This window comes from Salinivibrio sp. ML198 (assembly GCF_001996015.1).
Classification (GTDB): Bacteria; Pseudomonadota; Gammaproteobacteria; order Enterobacterales; family Vibrionaceae; genus Salinivibrio; species Salinivibrio siamensis.
Genome location: NZ_MUEZ01000004.1, coordinates 14,992 through 36,644 on the forward strand (window position 1 = coordinate 14,992; position 21,653 = coordinate 36,644).

At 51.3% G+C, this 21,653-nt stretch carries 18 protein-coding genes; 2 read left to right on the forward strand and 16 right to left on the reverse strand.

Annotation, left to right across the window (positions count from 1 at the left end):
- Window positions 1-104 precede the first annotated feature (104 nt).
- From eno to rlmD, 5 genes are all read right to left on the reverse strand, one after another.
- Window positions 105-1,403, reverse strand: a complete 1,299-nt coding sequence (eno, locus tag BZG25_RS03530; protein WP_046074096.1) for a phosphopyruvate hydratase — start codon at window positions 1,401-1,403, stop codon at window positions 105-107.
- A 76-nt stretch (window positions 1,404-1,479) separates the two neighbouring features.
- Entirely contained in the window at window positions 1,480-3,114 is a 1,635-nt protein-coding gene (locus BZG25_RS03535; protein WP_077606146.1) for a CTP synthase, read from the reverse strand.
- A gap of 151 nt (window positions 3,115-3,265) precedes the next feature.
- Window positions 3,266-4,063, reverse strand: coding sequence for a nucleoside triphosphate pyrophosphohydrolase (gene mazG / locus BZG25_RS03540; protein ID WP_077638532.1), 798 nt, complete (start codon window positions 4,061-4,063; stop codon window positions 3,266-3,268).
- Between the two features lie 50 nt (window positions 4,064-4,113).
- Window positions 4,114-6,330 (reverse strand): GTP diphosphokinase, encoded by a 2,217-nt coding sequence (gene relA, locus BZG25_RS03545; protein ID WP_046074093.1) that lies wholly within the window; start codon window positions 6,328-6,330, stop codon window positions 4,114-4,116.
- Between the two features lie 76 nt (window positions 6,331-6,406).
- On the reverse strand, window positions 6,407-7,738 hold the full coding sequence (gene rlmD, locus BZG25_RS03550) for a 23S rRNA (uracil(1939)-C(5))-methyltransferase RlmD (RefSeq protein ID WP_077578937.1): 1,332 nt from the start codon (window positions 7,736-7,738) through the stop codon (window positions 6,407-6,409).
- A gap of 146 nt (window positions 7,739-7,884) precedes the next feature.
- On the opposite strand from rlmD, the gene barA reads away from it, so the two are divergent.
- A complete protein-coding gene (barA, locus tag BZG25_RS03555; protein WP_046074091.1) occupies window positions 7,885-10,641 on the forward strand; it encodes a two-component sensor histidine kinase BarA in 2,757 nt (918 codons plus the stop codon).
- A gap of 47 nt (window positions 10,642-10,688) precedes the next feature.
- Here the strand turns inward: barA and acpS are convergent, their stop codons facing one another.
- The 11 genes from acpS to rpoE form a co-directional block, all read right to left on the reverse strand.
- Window positions 10,689-11,069: a holo-ACP synthase gene (gene acpS, locus BZG25_RS03560; protein ID WP_046074090.1), complete on the reverse strand. Its 381-nt coding sequence runs from the start codon at window positions 11,067-11,069 to the stop codon at window positions 10,689-10,691.
- On the reverse strand, window positions 11,070-11,801 hold the full coding sequence (gene pdxJ, locus BZG25_RS03565; RefSeq protein WP_077638533.1) for a pyridoxine 5'-phosphate synthase: 732 nt from the start codon (window positions 11,799-11,801) through the stop codon (window positions 11,070-11,072). It abuts the gene before it with no gap.
- Between the two features lie 2 nt (window positions 11,802-11,803).
- Window positions 11,804-12,499: a DNA repair protein RecO gene (gene recO, locus BZG25_RS03570; RefSeq protein WP_046074088.1), complete on the reverse strand. Its 696-nt coding sequence runs from the start codon at window positions 12,497-12,499 to the stop codon at window positions 11,804-11,806.
- Between the two features lie 43 nt (window positions 12,500-12,542).
- Complete coding sequence (era, locus tag BZG25_RS03575) at window positions 12,543-13,448, reverse strand: GTPase Era (RefSeq protein WP_046074087.1); 906 nt, start codon at window positions 13,446-13,448, stop codon at window positions 12,543-12,545.
- Window positions 13,448-14,119, reverse strand: a complete 672-nt coding sequence (rnc, locus tag BZG25_RS03580; protein WP_046074214.1) for a ribonuclease III — start codon at window positions 14,117-14,119, stop codon at window positions 13,448-13,450. The genes era and rnc overlap by 1 nt, the downstream gene beginning before the upstream one ends.
- Before the next feature lie 12 nt (window positions 14,120-14,131).
- Window positions 14,132-15,028, reverse strand: coding sequence for a signal peptidase I (lepB, locus tag BZG25_RS03585; protein WP_077578940.1), 897 nt, complete (start codon window positions 15,026-15,028; stop codon window positions 14,132-14,134).
- A gap of 14 nt (window positions 15,029-15,042) precedes the next feature.
- On the reverse strand, window positions 15,043-16,839 hold the full coding sequence (gene lepA, locus BZG25_RS03590; RefSeq protein WP_046074085.1) for a translation elongation factor 4: 1,797 nt from the start codon (window positions 16,837-16,839) through the stop codon (window positions 15,043-15,045).
- A gap of 78 nt (window positions 16,840-16,917) precedes the next feature.
- Window positions 16,918-17,415, reverse strand: a complete 498-nt coding sequence (locus BZG25_RS03595) for a SoxR reducing system RseC family protein (protein ID WP_077606142.1) — start codon at window positions 17,413-17,415, stop codon at window positions 16,918-16,920.
- Window positions 17,412-18,395 carry a sigma-E factor regulatory protein RseB gene (rseB, locus tag BZG25_RS03600; RefSeq protein WP_046074083.1) on the reverse strand — a complete coding sequence of 328 codons (984 nt, stop codon included), beginning with the start codon at window positions 18,393-18,395 and terminating at the stop codon, window positions 17,412-17,414. The genes BZG25_RS03595 and rseB overlap by 4 nt, the downstream gene beginning before the upstream one ends.
- The gene (locus BZG25_RS03605; protein ID WP_046074082.1) at window positions 18,392-19,024 is read right to left on the reverse strand and encodes an RseA family anti-sigma factor; all 633 of its coding nucleotides are present in this window, start codon (window positions 19,022-19,024) and stop codon (window positions 18,392-18,394) included. The genes rseB and BZG25_RS03605 overlap by 4 nt, the downstream gene beginning before the upstream one ends.
- Window positions 19,025-19,056: 32 nt before the next feature.
- The gene (gene rpoE, locus BZG25_RS03610; RefSeq protein WP_046074081.1) at window positions 19,057-19,638 is read right to left on the reverse strand and encodes an RNA polymerase sigma factor RpoE; all 582 of its coding nucleotides are present in this window, start codon (window positions 19,636-19,638) and stop codon (window positions 19,057-19,059) included.
- A 332-nt stretch (window positions 19,639-19,970) separates the two neighbouring features.
- Between rpoE and nadB the strand changes: the two genes are divergently transcribed.
- Window positions 19,971-21,587 carry an L-aspartate oxidase gene (gene nadB / locus BZG25_RS03615; RefSeq protein WP_077578942.1) on the forward strand — a complete coding sequence of 539 codons (1,617 nt, stop codon included), beginning with the start codon at window positions 19,971-19,973 and terminating at the stop codon, window positions 21,585-21,587.
- Window positions 21,588-21,653 lie beyond the last annotated feature (66 nt).

The window sequence follows — 21,653 nt, forward strand, 5'->3', positions numbered from 1 at the left end:
GCATAGGCTAGCGGATCCGCTGGCTGGTGTCATGGTTTTCCTAAATGAAAAAAGCCGCCCCGTTAAACGGGACGGCTTTTTGGCAAAAAGTGCTTAAGTGCCGATTATTGGCCTTTCACTTCTTTTAGACCATTAAATGGTGCTTTTTCACCCAGCGCGTCTTCAATACGGATTAGCTGGTTGTACTTAGCCACACGATCAGAACGGCTCATCGAACCGGTTTTGATTTGGCCTGCAGCCGTACCAACCGCCAAGTCAGCGATGGTGGCGTCTTCTGTTTCACCTGAACGGTGAGAGATCACGGCTGTGTAGCCTGCGTCTTTCGCCATCTTGATCGCTGCCAGCGTTTCGGTCAGAGAACCGATCTGGTTGAATTTGATCAGGATAGAGTTCGCCACACCTTTGTCGATACCTTCTTTGAGGATCTTGGTGTTGGTTACGAACAGGTCATCACCCACTAGCTGAAGTTTGTCACCCAGCAGTTCAGTTTGGTGCTTAAAGCCATCCCAATCTGACTCGTCTAGACCATCTTCGATAGACACGATTGGGTATTCTTCAGCCAGTTTTGCCAGGTAGTGGTTAAACTCTTCTGAAGAGAAGGTTTTACCTTCACCTTTCATGTTGTAGATGCCTTGCTCTTTGTCATAGAACTCAGACGCCGCACAGTCCATCGCAAGAGTGATGTCTTTACCCAGCTCGTAGCCCGCTTGCTCAACCGCTTCTTTAATCGCAGCCAGTGCAGCAGCGTTTGATTCTAGGTTCGGTGCAAAACCACCTTCGTCACCCACGGCAGTGCTTAGGCCTTTGGCTTTCAGTACTTTTGCGAGGTTGTGGAATACTTCCGCACCGATGCGCAGTGCTTCTTTCAGGGTTTTCGCGCCAACAGGCTGGATCATGAACTCTTGGATATCAACGTTGTTATCCGCGTGCTCACCACCGTTAAGGATATTCATCATTGGCAGAGGCATTGAGAACTGACCAGCCGTGCCGTTTAGTTCAGCAATGTGCTCAAACAAAGGCATGCCTTTCGCAGCCGCGGCTGCTTTTGCGTTAGCAAGAGACACCGCCAGGATAGCATTCGCACCAAATTTAGATTTGTTGTCAGTGCCGTCGAGATCGATCATCACTTGGTCGATATCGGCTTGGGCTTTCGCGTCTTTACCTTGTAGGGCTTCGGCGATGGGGCCGTTAACCGCTTCAATCGCTTTTAGAACGCCTTTACCCATGAAACGTGACTTGTCACCATCACGCAGTTCTAGCGCTTCGCGAGAACCCGTTGATGCACCTGAAGGTGCTGCCGCCATACCAACGAAGCCACCTTCTAGGTGTACTTCAGCTTCAACGGTTGGGTTACCGCGTGAATCGATGATTTCACGGCCTAGAACTTTAACGATCTTAGACATTGTGATTCCTCTCGTCTGTCATTGTTTTTAAAAATAAAAGCGGCTGCCTACGTTCAGGCGACCGCTCGAATCTCGTTTATAGCTCACCGCGCTGTTTTTTGCCTGCCGCCGCAACAAACCCGGCAAACAGTGGGTGACCATCACGTGGTGTCGACGTGAATTCTGGGTGGAACTGGCACGCAACAAACCATGGGTGCTCAGGGTTCTCGATGATCTCCACCAGCTTTTTATCTGCAGACAAGCCTGAGATTGAAAGCCCCGCTTTTTCTAGCTGCGGACGCAATAAGTTGTTCACTTCATAACGGTGGCGATGGCGCTCGTGGATCTGCGTGTTGCCATAAAGCTGGTGTGCTTTAGAACCTTCGGCAAGGTGGCAAAGCTGTGCGCCAAGACGCATGGTACCGCCCAGATCAGAGGTTTCACTGCGCTCTTCCACTTTGCCTTCTTCATCCACCCACTCGGTGATCAGGCCCACCACTGGGTATTTACTCTCTTTGTTAAACTCGGTCGAGTTTGCGCCTTCCATACCCGCGACGTTACGCGCGTATTCAATCAGGGCAACCTGCATTCCTAGGCAAATGCCGAGATAGGGCAGTTTGTTTTCACGCGCATATTGTGCCGCTAGGATCTTGCCCTCTACACCTCGGTCACCAAATCCACCTGGTACCAAGATAGCATCCAAGTCTTGCAGCATTTCCGTGCCACGTGTTTCAAGATCTTGCGAGTCTACATACTTGATGTTGACGGTGAGACGGTTTTTCAACCCACCGTGCTTCAACGCTTCGTTGACAGATTTATACGCATCCGGCAACTCGATATATTTACCCACCATACCAATGGTCACTTCGCCCATTGGGTTGGCTTCTTCGTAGCTGACCTGTTCCCACTCTGACAGGTCAGCTTCCGCCGCTTCAATGCCAAAGCGGCTGCAAACCAGATCATCCAAGCCTTGAGAGCGGATGAGTGATGGGATTTTGTAGATAGAGTCTACGTCTTTCATGGTGATCACGGCTTTTTCTGCCACATTACAGAACAGCGCAATTTTCGCGCGCTCATTGGCCGGGATCGGGCGCTCACTACGACACACCAGTACATCAGGCTGGATACCAATCGATAGCAGCTCTTTCACCGAATGTTGCGTTGGCTTGGTTTTCACTTCACCCGCGGCCGCCAAATAAGGGACCAGAGTCAAGTGCATAAACATGGCATGTTCGCGGCCGACTTCAACGGTCAGCTGACGAATCGCTTCTAAAAACGGCAGCGACTCAATGTCGCCCACTGTCCCGCCGATTTCGACAATGGCAATATCGTGACCTTCACCACCGGCGATGATGCGGTCTTTGATCGAATTGGTGATGTGTGGAATCACCTGAATGGTGGCTCCCAGGTAATCTCCACGGCGCTCTTTGCGCAGTACATCCGCATACACACGACCAGAGGTAAAGTTATTACGCTTGGTCATTTTGGTGCGGATAAAGCGCTCGTAGTGGCCGAGATCAAGGTCGGTCTCTGCGCCGTCTTCCGTGACGAATACTTCCCCGTGCTGGGTAGGGCTCATTGTCCCTGGATCCACGTTGATATAAGGGTCGAGTTTCATGATGGTGACGTTAAGGCCACGCGCTTCAAGAATGGCTGCCAATGAGGCTGCAGCAATACCCTTACCGAGGGAGGATACAACACCGCCCGTAACAAAAATGTAGTTCGTCGTCATGCTAAACCTGAGAGTTGGATTTAGAGGAAATTAATGAAGTTCTGGACGGGACATTATGATACCAGACCCCATTGACTCCCACAATGTGAAAGCTACCACACACCCTGGTGTTTTTAATTGTCACAAATCAATTATGCCAATTACAGGATATTTACTTATTCGCCTTTTTGACGGCCTGCCATGCCGATTCTAGTTCATCTAGCTGACATTGTTGAATGTTTTTTTCATTATCACGTAAGTGGTTTTCAATCTTACGAAAGCGAGATTCAAATTTTTGGTTGGCACGGCGTAGGGCTTGCTCGGCATCTGTCCCTAGGTGGCGAGCCAAATTTACCACCGCGAATAACAAGTCCCCGACTTCTTCCTCCACACGCGCCTGGTTGACAGAAGTTTGCGCCAGCTCTTGCTCGACTTCTTCAATCTCTTCCCGCACTTTATCTATCACAGGGGCGACAGTCGGCCAATCAAAGCCCACACGTGCACAACGCTTTTGCAATTTATACGCTCGTATTAAGGCGGGTAAGCCTTGTGTCACCCCATCGAGCACACTTTCCGGTTGCACAGAGGACGATTTCTCGGCGCGCTCTTTCGCTTTGATACCTTCCCAATCTGGTGCCATTAAAGGCTTTCCCTGCGCATCTTTGGGACCAAAAACATGAGGATGACGACGGATGAGTTTGTCGCAAATGCCGCGCACCACATCCTCAAAATCAAAATGGTTTTCTTCCCGCCCCAATTGACTGTAGAACACAATTTGAAAAAGTAGGTCACCGAGCTCATCTTTTAGGTCTGACCAGTTTTCACGTTCAATGGCATCCGCCACTTCATAGGCTTCTTCTAGCGTATGAGGCACGATGGAGGCGAAGTGTTGCGCGTTGTCCCAATCACAACCTTTGTCGGGATCACGTAAGGCCGCCATAATGGTCAGTAATTGCTCGATAGGAGCCATAAAAGCATTCCTTCTAAAAAAACGCCCTGTCGAGACAGGGCGAAGGATGATTAGCGAAGACGTTTGGCCTCGACCACATCTTTTACTTGTTCAAGCCGGTTAACCACGCGGCTCAGGGTGTCGAGATCGGAGATTTCTAAATCAAAATCCATAATAGACATTTGTTTTTTGTAATCCACGCGACTTTGCATGCCCGCTACGCGTGCTTTTTCATTGCTGAGCACGGTATTGATGTCTTTGACCAACCCGGTACGCTCATTGGCAGATAAGCGGATCCGCACATGGTACTGACCAATGTGCCCTTTACCCCAAACCGTGGCAATAATGCGCTCGGGCGCGTGATGACTCAGTTCGTTGAGTTGCTCACAATCAGCGCGGTGCACAGAGATACCCCGCCCTTGGGTGACAAAACCTTTGATCTCATCACCGGGTAATGGCTGACAACAACGCGCAAGGTGAGTCATTAAGTTATCAACCCCCTCCACAACCACTGCATCACGGTGCGCCTTGCCCGTATTCGGCTTTTGCTCACTTTGTTGCAGCTTCTCTAAAAGCTGTTGCTCTTCTTCTTCAAGACTTGGCTTGTTAATCAGGCCATTGATATGGTTAACCACCTGATTAATACGCAAATCACCGCTACCAACTCCCGCGTAGAGCTCATCCAGTGTATTCACATTAAAGCGTTTGAGCGCGAGTTGAGCGTCTTTGCTGGTACCACCGATTTTTTGCAGCTCAGTATCCAAAATCTCTTTACCCGCGGCAATGTTCTTATCTTTATCCTGTTTGCGGAACCAAGCATTGATTTTGGCGCGTGCCCGGCTCGAATTCACAAAGCCATGGCTGGGATTTAGCCAATCTCGCGAGGGGTTGGGCTCTTTTTGGGTAATGATTTCTACCTGGTCGCCCATTTGAAGGTGATAAGTGAACGGGACAATACGCCCTTCCACTTTCGCTCCGATACACCGATGCCCTACCTCGGAGTGAATATGGTAAGCAAAATCCAACGGCGTGGCGCCGCTGGGTAAGTCCACGACATCGCCGCGCGGGGTAAAGGCATAAACCCGGTCGTCAAACACTTGGCTGCGCAGCTCATCGAGCATTTCACCCGAGTCTGACATTTCTTCTTGCCATGCCAACAGTTTACGCAGCCAGGTAATTTTCTCGTCGTACCCACTGCGCCCACTGGCCGCCCCTTCTTTATACTTCCAGTGTGCGGCGACCCCAAGCTCTGCATCATCGTGCATTTGTTTGGTGCGGATTTGAATTTCTACCGGTTTACCTTCCGGCCCCAGCACCACAGTATGAATGGATTGATAACCATTGGGTTTCGGGTTGGCGACGTAATCATCAAACTCTTTGGGCAGATGGCGGAATTTGGTGTGCACGGCCCCTAACGCGGCGTAACAATCTTGTAGCTCTTCTGCGATGATGCGTACCGCACGCACGTCAAACAACTCGTCAAACTGCAGGTTCTTTTTCTGCATTTTACGCCAGATGCTGTAAATGTGTTTGGGGCGACCATAGACTTGCGCATTGATGTTGGACGCTTCCATCGCCTGCTGCAGATCGTCGACAAAATCAGTGATGTAGTTTTCGCGATCAATCCGTCTTTCCGCGAGTTGCTTGGCGATTTGTTTGTAGGTTTGCGCATGCTGGTAACGGAACGCGTAGTCTTCCAACTCCCACTTTAACTGACCAATGCCTAACCGGTTAGCCAAGGGGGCATAAATGTTGGCGCTCTCTTTTGCCGCTTGTTGGCGGACAGATTCCTCCGCCTCTTTCACTTCGCGTAAATGACAGATGCGCTCCGCCAGCTTGATCACCACGCAGCGAAAGTCTTCCACCATCGATAACAGCATACGACGTACGTTATCAACCTGAGACGAGGTCGCTTCTGTCTCTGTTTGGGTATTTAAGTGGCGAATGGCCGCCGTCTGTTGTACCCCTTCTATCAGTTTGACGATAGAGGTTGAGTAAGCGTCCGCAAGGGTATCTAGGCTGATAAGCTCCGCCTCAACCACGGGGAAAAACAGGGCTGCCAATAAGGTATCAGCATCCATGCTCAAGGTGACGAGGATTTCAATCATCTCCCGGCCACGCCATAGTGGCTGGCTGAGCACGGCTTCATCGTCGCTCAATGTTCGGCAGTATTGATAACCATCTACCAACGCCTGAGTGGTTGAGGGATCTTGCCCTAACCGTTGAACCCAGGTATTGAGATCAAACGCTTCGTCTTCGTGTAGGTGGGCTTCTCGTACCGCAACCATAACCGTTCCTATCCTTATCTCTCGAGTGACAAGAGAGGCGTATCCGTATCGACAGGCCACGAGGGCCAAACTTGTATTATGCCAACCGTTTGGTGACAGGCATGAACAAAGCCATCGACTCCATGTGTCCTGTTTGTGGAAACATATCCAACATACCAAGCGTGACCAGCTGATAGCCATTATCGAGCAATACGCGCGCATCACGTGCTAGCGTGGCAGGGTTACAAGACACATACACAATATGTGAAGCCTTAGATTGTGCCACAAAGTCTATGACACCAGCAGCCCCCGCACGTGCCGGATCGAGTAAGATTTTGGTAAAATCCTGTTGCGCCCATTCACCCATCAGCGCGTCACTGTTCAAGTCAGCTTGGTAAAACTCGGCGTTCTCACAGCCGTTTTTTGCCGCGTTATCCGCTGCTTGGTCCACCATAGCTTGCACACCTTCAATGCCTACCACGTGTTTCACACGCTTAGCCATTGGCACGCTAAAGTTACCCAAGCCACAGAAAAGATCCAACACACGATCGTCTTGCTCAAGGGCAAGCCAGTCAAGTGCTTGCCCTACCATTTCTTGGTTGACCTTCGCATTGACTTGAATAAAGTCACTGGGCGCAAACGCCAATTGACAACCTGCCACATTATAATAGGGCGCAGGCCCGACAAGACGCTCCGGTGCCATGTCGCCTTGATACAAATACAGTGTGCAGTCTTGCGTCTGTGCCCACGCCATTAACGCGTGGCGATCGTCGTTGTGCAAGCCCTTAGTGGTACGCAGTGAGACCACTGATGTGTTGTCAGCGTCAATGACGTCTAAGTGTCCCAATACACGACGGCCACGCAGGCTTTCTAAACAAGGACGTAAGCTTGACAGGAGGCGGTTGAGTGGTGCGCTTAACACCGGGCACTGATTCACTGTGATGATCGCGCTTCGTTGACGGGCGCGAAATCCCATCGCCAATGCCCCTTTTTTATCCACCTGCAAGCTGATCCGCGCACGACGACGATAATGCCAAGCCGCATCTTCTATCGGCGTTGACAGCGTTATCTCATCACCTGCAAATTTTTGCATCAACTCATTGAGCGTTTGCTGCTTGTGTGCGACCTGTGCTTGGTGATCCAAGTGTTGAAGACTACAGCCCCCACACTGCTGGTAAAGAGGACAACCAGGCTCAATACGCTGCGCGGCCTGGTTATCCAACTTAATTAATTGACCGCGCGCATATTGACGCTTTTGTTCGGTCAATTGCACCAAGGCTTGTTCGCCGGGCAAGGTTCCCGGGACAAAAACAGGTTTTTTCTGCAAAAAACCCACTCCGTCACCATGATGGTCCAAGCGTTCTATGGTCAGCAGTTGATGCTTTTGCTCAACCTTTTTCTTTTTCTCAGGCTTAAAAAAGCGCGCCATTATCGATTCCAGTGTTAAAAGCTTGTCGCCAAGCCAGTCAAGAGATCCTGCCAGTGGGAGTTGTGATAGTTCGCTGACTATTTTGTGATTGAATCATGTACACTGACGGCTAAATGTCGTGATTATTTTCCCATAGTTTATCTAGCATGACCAAATATGGCCTCCGCACCCGTGTCTCTGTTCTGACCATTGCCCCAACGTTGATTGTCGGCCTATTACTGAGCGCGTTTTTTACCAGCACCCGCTACCAAGATCTTGAACAGCAACTGACGGTCACCGGCTCTGCGATCATCGAGCCACTGGCGATTGCCAGCGAAGTCGGATTGAAAAATGATAGCCGTGAAAACGTACGCCGGCTAATTGGCTTTGCGCACCGCCAGCACTCACAGTTTGTGCGCAGTATTGCCGTGTTCGACCGACGTAACGAGCTATTTGTCACCTCGAACTATCACCGCGATCTTGCCATGCTCTCGGTTAACAGTGGCCAACCTATCCCCACACAACTGCAGATAAGCCAACAGCAGGATACCTTGATTCTGCGCGCCCCTATTTTGGAGATTGGTCGGTTTACCCCTGGCCTCAATGTTGAGCGACCGCTGGGCTATATTGCCATGGAGCTAGATTTGAGCTCGGTGCGGTTAAAGCAATACCAGGAGATGATCACCGCACTGGTGATGGTTGCTTTGGGCGGAATATTGTCATGCTTCTTTGCCTATCGCTTAATTGCGGATGTCACCCATCCGATTGGTAACATGGTGACCTTAGTCGATAGAATTCGGCGCGGCCATCTTGATGTCAGGATTGAGGGTGAGTTACTCGGTGAGCTCGACACCTTGAAAAACGGTATCAATGCGATGGCTATTTCGTTGTCGGAATACCATTTAGAAATGCAGCAAAGTATTGATCAGGCGACCTGTGATCTGCGCGAAACCCTCGAGCAATTGGAAATTCAGAATGTTGAACTCGATATCGCCAAGAAAAATGCGCAAGAAGCGGCGCGGGTTAAATCTGAGTTCTTGGCCAACATGTCGCACGAGCTACGTACCCCACTTAACGGGGTGATTGGCTTTACGCGTCAAATGCTCAAAACCGAGCTCAGCAGCAGCCAGCGTGACTATTTGCTCACCATTGAAAAGTCGGCTAATAACCTGCTCACCATCATTAATGACATCCTCGACTTCTCTAAGTTAGAAGCAGGCAAACTGCTGTTGGAAAACATCCCGTTTGATGTTCAAGACATGCTCGATGAAGTGATGCGACTGCTTGCGCCGATGGCGCACGAGAAAGGACTAGAGCTCACCTTGCGGACCGATGCGCGTATTCCTGCAGGGGCCGTGGGCGATCCACTCCGTATCCAACAAGTGCTGATAAACCTGATTGGGAATGCCGCCAAGTTTACTGAGCGCGGGAATATTGATGTCAGTGTCGATCTCAAGCAGCTTCACGATGAAACCGTTGAGCTACAGTTAATGGTTAAAGATACTGGCATTGGCATTTCCGAACGCCAGCAAGCACAGCTTTTCCAAGCCTTTAGGCAGGCGGACGCCAGCATTTCGCGTCGCTATGGTGGTACTGGCCTTGGCCTAGTGATCACACAGAAACTGGTCCAACAAATGGGCGGTGACATTGGTTTTACCAGTCGCCTTCACCAAGGCTCAAGTTTCTGGTTTACCCTGCAGCTCACGCAGACCGATTTGCCAGTTTCACAACCGCTCGACATTGAACCTTTGGTGGGTCGCGACATCGTGATCGTTGAGCCGAATGCGCGCACTCGCGAGATTTTGCGTAAGCGGCTGACGCAAGTGGGGCTGAATGTCGACACTGCATCTGGCACCAATGTGCTGACGGACCGTCACTATCACTTTGCCTTGCTCTGTTTCGACGCGGGAAGCATGCCGAGTCTTGATGCCATGCAACAAGCGGTGCAGGTCTGCGAGCAGCAAGCGCAATCAGTGGTAGTGTGTTTGCCAACCACTGAGCTAGAAGCGTCTGAGCATCTATTAAAAGCCGGGGTCAGCGCCTGTATTGCCAAGCCTATCCCTCAACGTAAACTGCTGGAGGCATTAATCGGGTCCCCTGAGGCGACGCCTTTACCCTTGCCTAAGCCAAGTGCATCACAAAAAGCGCCTTATACGGTAATGACCGTCGATGATAATCCAGCCAACTTAAAGCTGATCACTGCCTTGCTGGCCGAACGGGTCGAGAAGGTGATCACCGCAGAAGATGGGGTGAAAGCGGTCGCGCTTGCCCACCAACAAGCGTTTGATATTATTTTGATGGACATCCAAATGCCAGAGATGGACGGTGTCACCGCTAGCCAAGAAATTCGCAAAGCGGGATTCAATCAGCAAACACCGATTATTGCGGTGACCGCCCACGCGATGCCCGGTGAACGTGAGCGTCTCCTTGAAGCGGGGATGGACGATTACCTGACCAAGCCAATTGAAGAAGCCATGTTAGAGAGTACCCTCGCACGCTGGCTGCATCTTGATGAAGCGGCCTCTCAAGCGCAAAGCGTCCCATCGCCAAGCCCGTCAGCCAACCAAGATCAAAGTGTGCGACACCTAGATTGGCAGCGCGCGCTCAATCAAGCGGCAGGCAAAACGGATCTGGCGAAAGAGATGCTAACCATGTTATTGGCCTCGTTTGACTCGGTGAAAGAGGCCGTTGAGCAAGCATTGGCCGGAGAGTTAGAGAGTGATCAGTTATGGCACGCTATTCACAAGCTCCATGGGAGTTGCGCGTATAGCGGTGTCCCGCAGCTAAAAAGCTTGTGTCATGAGCTCGAAACCCAACTAAAAGCAGGCGCGGATATGGCTGCTATCGAGCCAGAGCTGTTAGAGCTGCAAGATGAAATTGCGCACATTGAACAATTGGCACCACAATACTTGGGTACCTCATAAAACATCGAACGCCACACCGTGTGAGGTGCAGCCATACAGCAGTAAGCTTATGCGGTTTCTAGCACCACATACGCGATGGCATACGCTTTTTCATCAGAGAGGGTGAGCCAACACTGTGTAATGCCACGCACCTGCGCCAGTTCCGCGGCTCGGCCCGACAAGCGCAAGGTAGGTTGGCCCGAGGCCTGGTTGGTGATAATAAAGTCGTGGAACGTTACCCCGTTGGCAATGCCGGTTCCAAGCGCCTTGGCGGCGGCTTCTTTGGCGGCAAAGCGCTTGGCGAGGAAACGTCCAGGCGCGTGATGGCGCGCCAGATTGGCTTGCTCAGGCTCGGTTAAGATCCTGGCAGCAAAGCGTGGTTGGCGCGCGAGGGCTTTTTCAACACGCGCAATCTCAACAATGTCAGTACCAATTCCAGCAATGGCCATTTAGCGACGCGCCGCTTCCATGATCGCTTTCATATCCGCGACGGCTTTTTGCAAACCATCAAACATGGCACGGCCAATGATCGCATGACCGATGTTCAGCTCATGCATTTCTGGCATCGCCGCTATCGGCGTGACGTTATGATAGGTTAAGCCGTGGCCCGCATTCACTTTGATCCCCAAATCGACCGCATAACTGGCCGCCGCTGAGATTTTCTTCAACTCGGCTTGGCGATCATTGTCATTGGCGGCATCGGCGTAATGCCCGGTGTGCAGTTCAATAAACGGCGCGCCACATTGGTGAGCGGCTTCTATCTGGGTGCGGTCGGCATCGATAAATAAGGAAACCTTAATCCCCGCTTCGCTCAACGTTTGCGTGGCGGCTTTGACTTTATCCAGCTGGCCCGCGACATCGAGGCCCCCTTCAGTCGTCAGCTCTTCACGCTTTTCTGGCACCAAACATACAAACTCAGGCTGCGTCTCCAAGGCTATCTCGACCATTTCATCGGTGACCGCCATTTCCAAATTCATCCGGGTTTGCAAGGTTTCTTTAAGCAAGCGAACATCACGATCAGTGATGTGGCGGCGATCTTCACGCAAATGAACCGTGATCCCAGCCGCGCCTGCACGCTCTGCCAACTCAGCGGCATGAACAGGATCCGGATACGCGGTGCCACGCGCATTGCGCACTGTCGCGATGTGATCGATGTTCACACCCAAGTAGATTTTATCCATGATTATTTCCTTCTAAACAATTCTCTGCTTTTGAGCGGCTTGGGGCCAAGATATGGCTTGAGCGCCATACGCGTAAAACGCTTTGCGGCACGTAACTGAGCGACCGTCTCAAAGTGACGCGTCGCCAACGCACGCAGATCGGCCCCCGTAAATTGTCGGTGTTGGCTTTTCATGATCGATGCCACAAAGCCTTGCTGCTCGCGATACAAGTACGTCATGTTATCGTTAATCGGGTCACCGCTGCCAGCACAATGAAGAAAATCAACCCCATAGCCCAAGGCTTCTAATAACGCGAGTTCAAAACAACGCAGGGCTGGCTCAGGATTATTGTAGCGAGCCAGCTGGGTCAATGCGGTCACATAGTCATGAAATAATGCCGGGTAAGGCGTGTGAGGCTCCAGCACACGCATCACCAGCTCATTGAGGTAAAAACCGGAATACAGGGCATTGCCTGATAGCGGTAGGGCGAGGCCTGTGGCTTCGGCACTGCGTAAAGTGCGCAGTTCACCACGTCCCCCCCATTTGAGCAGCAAAGGGGTAAAAGGCTGCAAGGCACCTCTTATCGCCGAGCGTGGCCGACGTGCCCCTTTGGCAAGCAGAGTCACGCGCCCCTCGTGCTCAGAAAAGATATCCAAAAGCAGACTGGATTCACTGTAAGGGCGCGTATGCAATACAAAGCCGCGTTGAAACCCGTCCACTCACTCTCTCCTCCTGGCATGGGTACCTGAATCAGTGGGTCACTTAGAGATCGTCGATATAACCGAGGCTGCGTAGCGCGCGTTCATCGTCGGCCCAACCTGACTTCACTTTTACCCAAAGCTCAAGGTAAACCTTGCGCTCATACAGCTCTTCCATGTCTAGACGCGCTTCACGGCCAATGCGCTTGATCTTTTCGCCGCCTTTACCAATGACCATTTTCTTTTGACCATTGCGCTCAACCAAGATCAAACCATTGATATGAAACCCGTCCGTTTCTGGGTTGTAGTCAAAGCGCTCGATTTCGACGGTGACCGAGTAAGGCAGCTCCTCACCGGTAAAGCGCATCAGCTTTTCGCGGATAATTTCAGAGGCCATAAAGCGCTGAGAGCGGTCTGTGACGTATTCTTCAGGGAAGTAAAACTCACTTTCCGGTAACGCGTCACGCACCTTCTGTTCAACCACATCGATATTGGTGCCGTGTTTCGCGGACACCGGGATCACGTCAACAAACTCCATCTTTTCCGACAAGGTTTGAAGGTGTGGAAAGAGCTCGGTTTTCTCTTTCACATTATCGACTTTATTGACCAACAAGACCGTTGGCAAACCAGAGCGCGCTAACTTGTTGAGCACCATCTCGTCGTCTTTGGTCCAATGGGTGCCATCGACCAAAAATAACACCAGTTCGACATCGGTTAATGAGCTGTTCGCCGCACGGTTCATCAAGCGGTTGATCGCGCGCTTTTCTTCGATGTGCAGCCCTGGGGTGTCAACGTATACCGCTTGATAGTTATCACGGGTATCCACCCCCATGATGCGGTGACGTGTGGTCTGCGGTTTCCGCGAAGTGATCGACAGCTTTTGCCCCACTAAGCGGTTCAGTAATGTTGATTTGCCGACGTTCGGACGGCCTACAATGGCAATAAAGCCACAGCGCTGTGTATCAGTCATTATGTTAACTTCTGTAATGCGAGTTCTGCAGCCGCTTGCTCTGCCTTGCGACGGCTGCTGCCTTTTCCAATCACAGAACTCTCCAGTCCTGATACTTGGCACTCTACCGTAAATTCTTGGTTGTGTGCCTCACCACGCACTTTCATCACCGTGTAAGACGGCAAGGGTTTGCGTTTACCCTGTAGGTGTTCTTGCAGTCGGGTTTTCGGATCTTTTTGACTCGCGCCAGGCTCAATGGTCTCGAGGCGGTGTTGATACCACTGCAGGATAATCTCCTGTACTCGGTTGATATCACTGTCCAAAAAAATCGCGCCAATCAAGGCTTCGACGGCGTCAGCGAGAATCGAGTCACGACGAAACCCGCCACTTTTAAGTTCTCCTGGGCCAAGGCGCATCACTTCGCCCAGAGAAAACTCACGTCCGATCTCCGCCAAGGTGTTACCACGCACCAAGGTAGCACGCATTCGGCTCATGTCGCCTTCGTCCACTTTCGGAAAACGGTGGTAAAGATCCTCGGCAATCACAAAGCTCAAAATCGAGTCGCCTAAAAATTCGAGACGCTCGTTATGGGTGCCATTGGCACTGCGGTGCGTTAACGCCAATTCGAGTAATGCAGCGTTGCTAAATTGGTAGCCGATATCACGCTGCAACTTATCTGTTAGTTTTGTCATCATAGTCCAGAATTAATCAATTCCACCAATACGGTTAAAGCGAATGCCTGTCGGTACCCACGATGGTAGCCAGCTATCACTGGGGCGCTCAAATTCAAAGCTAACCCAAATAGCAACCGCTTTGCCCACGAGATTGCGTTCAGGGACGAAGCCCCAGAAGCGGCTATCCGCGCTGTTATCACGGTTGTCACCCATCATAAAATAGTGCCCGTCTGGCACGACCCAGCGGTTGACGCCCGGACGTGGCTGATACGCGCTCACCCGATCTTGCTTTTTAGGGTGCACCAAAATCTGATGCGACTGCTCCCCTAACTGCTCCTGCGCTTGCACAAGGTTGATGCCCGCTTGAATAAACTGGCTCGGCTGAATATCGTCAATCGGCACCGGCTGACACTGAGATTCGCCCTTGGGCTGAATACATAGGCGCTTATCTTCATACACAACCGTATCGCCCGGCAGCCCGACCGTGCGCTTAATGTAATCGATATTGGGTTGAGGCGGGTATTTAAATACCACGATATCACCGCGCTCTGGTTTACCGGTTTCGACAATTTCAGTGTGGAAGGCAGGATCGCGTAAGCCATAGGCAAACTTTTCCACCAAGATAAAATCCCCGACCAATAAGGTAGGCATCATCGATCCGGATGGAATTTGAAACGGCTCATAAATAAATGAGCGCAGCACCAGTACCACCGCGATCACTGGAAAAATAGACGCCATATTTTCAACCCAACTCGGTTGAGGCGCCACTTTAGCAACTTGTTCGGCATCCAGTTCACGCGCTGACACCTTGAGGGTTTCCCCTGCCGCTTGGCGGCGGCGCGGTGCCCAACGGTATTTATCTAACGCCCAAACAATGCCGGTGACCAAGGTCACCAGCACTAAAATCAAAGAAAACGTATTGGCCATAATGGAATCCGTCGTTATTTATCTTTGCCCACGTGCAAAATGGCCAAAAAGGCTTCTTGCGGCAGCTCGACATTACCGACCTGCTTCATTCGCTTTTTACCTTCTTTTTGCTTTTGCAGAAGCTTTTTCTTACGGCTCACGTCACCGCCGTAACATTTCGCGGTCACGTTTTTACGTAGCTGTTTCACCGTCGAGCGCGCAATAATGTGATTACCAATTGAAGCTTGGATGGCAATATCAAACTGCTGACGAGGAATAAACTCTTTCATTTTTTCCACCAGCTCGCGACCACGCGGCTGTGCGTGCGCACGGTGAGTGATAATCGCCAGCGCATCGACGCGTTCACCGTTTAGGAGGATATCCACCCGCACCATGTCAGATACTTCATAGCGCTCGAAGTTATAGTCTAACGACGCGTAACCACGTGAGGTCGATTTAATCCGGTCAAAGAAATCGAGAACCACTTCGGCCATCGGAATGTCATAGGTCAGTGCCACTTGGTTGCCGTGATAGACCATATCGACCTGCACACCACGCTTTTCCACACACAGTGAAATGACGTTACCGACAAACTCACTCGGCACCAAAATATTACACCGCGAGATCGGTTCACCAATGGTTTCTATGTCATTGATAGGTGGCAGTTTAGATGGGCTGTCGACGTAAATGACCTCGCCATCATTTTGGGTCACCTCGTACACCACGGTCGGTGCAGTGGTGATCAGATCGAGGTTATACTCGCGCTCCAACCGCTCTTGGATGATTTCCATGTGCAGCATGCCAAGGAAACCACAACGGAAACCAAAGCCCAGTGCCGCAGAGCTTTCCGGCTCAAAGAACAAGGAAGCATCGTTAAGGCTCAGCTTATCCAAGGCATCACGAAAACTTTCGTAATCATCCGATGAGATGGGGAACAGACCCGCATAAACCTGCGGCTTCACTTGTTGGAAACCTTCAATGCGCTTTTCACAGCCGTTTTTAGCATGAGTGATGGTATCGCCCACTGGCGCGCCGAGGATATCTTTGATCCCACAAATCACCCAACCAACCTCACCGGTTTGCAGACCATTGAGCTCTTTACGCTTAGGCGTGAAAATACCAATGCTGTCCACGTTCCATTCTTGGCCCGTGCTCATGATTTTCACTTTGTCGCCTTTTTTCAGCGACCCTTCACGGATGCGCACCAAAGAGACCACGCCGAGGTATTTATCAAACCAGGAGTCAATAATCAGCGCTTGCGTTGGCGCGTCAGGATCGCCTTCAGGTGGCGGGATCTGGCGTACAATGTCTTCAAGGACATCATCAACACCCATGCCGGTTTTCGCCGAACAGCGAGTGGCGTCAATGGCCTCAATACCGACGATGTCCTCAATTTCTTGCGCGACGCGATCAGGATCAGCAGCCGGCAAGTCAATCTTATTCAGGACAGGAACCACTTCCAGGTCCATATCAATGGCGGTGTAGCAGTTGGCGAGCGTCTGTGCTTCAACCCCTTGTCCTGCATCGACCACCAGCAAAGCACCTTCACACGCCTTGAGCGAGCGTGACACCTCATAAGAGAAGTCAACGTGTCCTGGCGTATCGATGAAGTTGAGCTGATACACTTCGCCGTCTTTGGCTTTGTAGTTCAGTGTCACACTTTGTGCTTTGATGGTGATACCGCGTTCACGTTCCAGATCCATTGAATCAAGAACTTGATCTGCCATTTCCCGGTCAGTTAGGCCGCCACATACTTGAATCAGTCGGTCAGAAAGTGTCGACTTACCGTGGTCAATATGGGCGATGATCGAAAAGTTACGAATATGCTTCATGTGTTGGTGTGACTTACTCGTTATCAATAAGAATGGGATCCTAAGATCAAGTGAGCGGGATTCTACCGAAAATAGTGGCTAGTCGCTATCCTGCTGTGTGGTATTTATTACCGCCAAGTCAGAGACGGGCTCCCCCATCACGCGTAACAGTTGAGGCTGTTGCTGCTCTTGGGTACCGATACGCGGTGCAAGATGACGCGCTAGGCCCACGCCAACCGCTCCCAGCCCTAGGCTTAGCGCGATAACGCCACCCTCCCCGCTGCCGGCGAGCGTGGCGAACAAAAATTGCCCGAGCAGTGCCCCCGTTAGCATCATGACTAAAGGCACCATGTAGACCAATAACGCGGAGCGTAATAAGGTCGCCTCACCTAAGCCAATTTCAACTAAGGTGCCGGCCGGCAGGGGTTTTGGGGCACGTACTTTAAGGTGTTTCACCTTACCAGGAAGGGCTTTGGACACAATACCAGTGCCACATTGACTTTGTGACTGGCAGCTACCGCAACTGGTTTGCTGCTGGCAGGCCAATGACAACCAACCATCTTGGTAACCGGTAACTTCTGCCAATGCTTTGATCATGGTTCAACCTTCTGTTCTGACTTGCTAGCAGGCATATCAGTAATACGGACAGACTCCGCCACCCGTTTAGCTGTCTCAGGAGGAATATCGCCGACCACCGTGATTTCTGCATTGCCACTGGTCACGCTATGCAGTGTGCGCCGACCTTGGCGAACAATTTGCTTACGCACCGAGACATCATCGGCTTTGGCAAGATACACAGAAAAGCTGAACAAACCATCACTAAACATCTGACTCTCGACCGCACGTTTAGTCATCATCAAACGGTGACGATTGCTGTATACAGGTTCGAACCCCTCAGGTAACGCGGTGACCTGCCAATCTAAGTCGGAGCGCTGCGTGGTTTGTGGCAAGGTCAGTACCGGTGGCAATGCCAGCTCAGCCAGCTTTTGCATTGAGGTACTGATTTGTGAGGAGACGACCAACGACAACGCACGATATTGCTCAAGCGGATCGCCATCACGGTCGAGCAAATCCGCCCTGACAGGCAGTTTGCTGTTCTCATCTAACCATAATACATACGAATAACGCTCTCCGTCTTTCGGGGTAATCCGAACCACTTGGCAATCCATCCCCGCTTCACGCGCGTGCCCCATAGAGACAAAATCATAATGGTTAGCCAGCACATCGATATCGGCTTGGATAAGCGTTGGCAAAGGCGCAACCATATGATCACTGGCAATGGTGAAAGGGTCGTAGCCTGGTTCAAAATAGCTGATTTCACCGCCTCGACGGATGACTTCTCGCGGCGGGCCACTTAAATACATGAGGTGGCCGTAGGCATCATCCCCAACTTGGGCATGACGAAAGCGAAGGGGTTCGAGACTATTTTTACCTACCAAGATGTAGGACACTTCATAATCTAGGGTGTCGCTTGCGGTATCCATTTGATGTAACAAAGCCTCGGCAGAAGGTTCGGCCGAGGCTTGCGCAGACATCAAACTGACCAGCGCAAGCGCACCGATCAGAATTTTTTTCATTGATTATTACTGCTTGTCGACGGTGCCATTGTCTGATGGTTAGACAGCCTATCCTTATTCAAGCGCAGCTGCAATTCATAGTCTTTGAGCATGGCATTGACGCGGCGACGCTGCTCCATCAACTCGGCCTCAGAAGGTGTGGCACGTAGATCGTCACGGCTTAAGCTGACCGGCTCCGCAGCCCCTGCAAAAGGAATCGTTTCTAGTACTGGCGGTTGGGTTTGCGTGCTGGCCACCGGCGAACTCGCATCAGACTGATTATATTGCTGCACACCCACGATCACGGCCAACGAGACACACGCGGCAACGCTTACCTGTGTCAGCTGCTGCAGCCACCCTGGTAAGTGACGACGCGCCTTTTCAGGACGCGGCTGTGCTTCGTGCATGGGGAGCACGTTATTATCAAGGTGATCGCCTTGATAAGCAGGTTCTGCTTCCAGCGCGGACGCTACAGAATCGGCAATGTTCCATTGCAACGAGCTGGGTGCCTCACCACGCATCACATCGCGAATGGTGCTAAAACTCCCCCAAGCCTGTTGCGCGTTATCATCTCGCTCAATCTCGTGGATGACTGCCGTATCCACCAGTTCGCCATCTAACAACGCTGAAATTTTTTCTCTATCCGTCATTCAAGTCACCGTCATGCAGCCAGTAAAACTCGTTACCGTTTCATCAGTGGCCGGATGCGTTTTTCAACCGCTTCACGCGCTCGGAAAATACGCGACCGCACCGTACCGACTGGACAATCCATTACCTGTGCAATTTCCTCATAGCTGAGCCCATCGAGCTCCCGTAAGGTAATTGCGGTTCTTAAGTCGTCAGGCAGTGTTTCTATGGTCGAAAATACCACCTGTCTCAATTCATCTGACAACATCAAGTTTTCAGGGTTCGATATTTCTTTTAAAGAACCCCCACTTTCGTAATTTTCTGCTTCGTCGGCATCAATATCACTGCCTGGCGGACGTCGTCCTTGTGCCACCAAATGGTTTTTCGCGGTGTTCACAGCAATGCGATACAGCCAAGTATAAAACGCACTCTCGCCACGAAATCCCGGCAATGCGCGATACGCTTTGATAAACGCCTCTTGCGCAATATCTGGAATATCACCACTGTGTGTACCGACATAGCGGGCGATAAGGTTACATACCTTATTCTGATATTTGACGACTAACAGATTGAAAGCTTGCTTGTCACCATTCTGTACACGTTCTATTAGAACCTGGTCGGTTAGCTGCTCGCCCATTCGAGCGTTTACTCCTTGGTTGATCTTTCCGCCCGATTATCGAAATTCTAGGCCCGACGTTGTCAGAGCGCGGTTAAACCCGCTTGCGAGCTTTCGCACACGATTCGATAACCCAGCCGGCGAAAAGTTCCTCACCATGTTGGTTTTATTATGCGTTGAATCACATTACTGTGACGGAATGGTCAAAGAATGTCTCTTTGACTGAGGGCATTGTCGCCCGAACCATACCATGGTTGCAAACTTTCACCCAAGCGAGACGGGATTTGATCTTACCGCGCGCAGCCACGTCAAATTGGTGTAACATTGGGGGCGCAGAAAGAGGATTAGGGATCATGACGACCACAACTCAGGAACATCAATGTGACGTGCTAGTCATCGGCAGTGGTGCCGCAGGCTTGTCACTGGCGCTCCGCTTAGCGCCGACCCACAAGGTGATTGTATTAAGTAAAGGCCCGCTCAGCGAAGGGGCAACGCTTTACGCACAGGGCGGTATTGCCGCGGTGTTTGACGAACAAGATTCGGTAGAATCTCATGTCGAGGATACCCAAATCGCAGGCGCAGGTATCTGCGATACCCAGGTCGTGGACTTTATTGCCCGCAATGCTAAAGATTGTGTGCAGTGGTTAATTGATGGCGGTGTCCCGTTCGATCAAGAAGATAGCGACGACGACACCCCTCGGTATCATTTAACCCGTGAAGGCGGCCATAGCCACCGCCGTATCTTGCATACCGCCGATGCGACCGGAATGGCCGTGCAAAACTCGCTTCAAGATAATGTGCGCCAACACCCTAATATCACCCTGCTTGAACGACACAATGCGCTGGATATTATCACCCGTAAAAAAGTCGGATTAGGTGGTCCAAACCACGTCCTCGGCGCCTACATCTGGAACCGAAACCAAGAAGTGGTTGAGACCGTGCGCACCAACTATGTGGTACTCGCCACCGGAGGGGCCTCGAAAGTTTATCAATACACCTCCAATCCCGATGTGTCATCCGGTGATGGCATCGCCATGGCATGGCGCGCAGGTTGTCGTGTCGCCAACCTAGAATTTAATCAGTTTCATCCAACGTGTCTGTACCATCCAGACGCGCGCAACTTTTTGCTCACTGAAGCACTGCGCGGTGAAGGCGCTCACCTTAAACGCCCAGATGGCTCGCGCTTTATGGCGGAATTCGATTCACGCGGCGAGCTTGCCCCGCGTGATGTGGTTGCCCGTGCGATTGACTACGAAATGAAGCGCCTTGGCGCCGACTGTATGTATCTCGACATCAGCCACAAAGACCCTGAATTTGTGATCAAACACTTTCCCACCATCTACGAAAAGCTCAAGCAATACGGCATCGATCTGACTAAAGAGGCGATCCCTATTGTCCCAGCCGCCCATTATACGTGCGGTGGCGTGATGGTGGATAAAAACGGCACCACAGATTTACCCGGCTTATACGCCATTGGGGAAGTGAGCTACACCGGCTTGCATGGCGCGAACCGTATGGCATCTAACTCGCTACTCGAATGTGTGGTTTATGCATGGTCAGCCGCTGAGCATATTAAAGCGCACTCAGACCATATCGAGCCGCATACTGCGCTCCCCCCTTGGGATGAGAGCCAAGTAATTTGTTCCGACGAAGAAGTGGTGATCCAGCATAACTGGCATGAGTTACGCCTGTTTATGTGGGATTACATGGGCATTGTCCGCTCAACCAAACGGTTGGAGCGTGCGCTACGCCGTATCGAACTGCTCAAGCAAGAAACACATGAGTATTATGCTAATTTCCGGGTCTCAAACAATCTGCTGGAGTTGCGTAACCTTTTACAGGTGGCAGAGCTCATGGTTCGTTGTGCCATGCAACGTAAAGAAAGCCGAGGCCTTCACTACACCATTGATTACCCTGAGCCTAACGAGCAATCCGGTCCCACCGTATTAACGCCAGATCAGCCCTGCTAGTACGTGTCGCTCGCCGACTGCTAATGATAAAGGCCAGCCTCAAGAGGCTGGCCTTTTTACTGGATA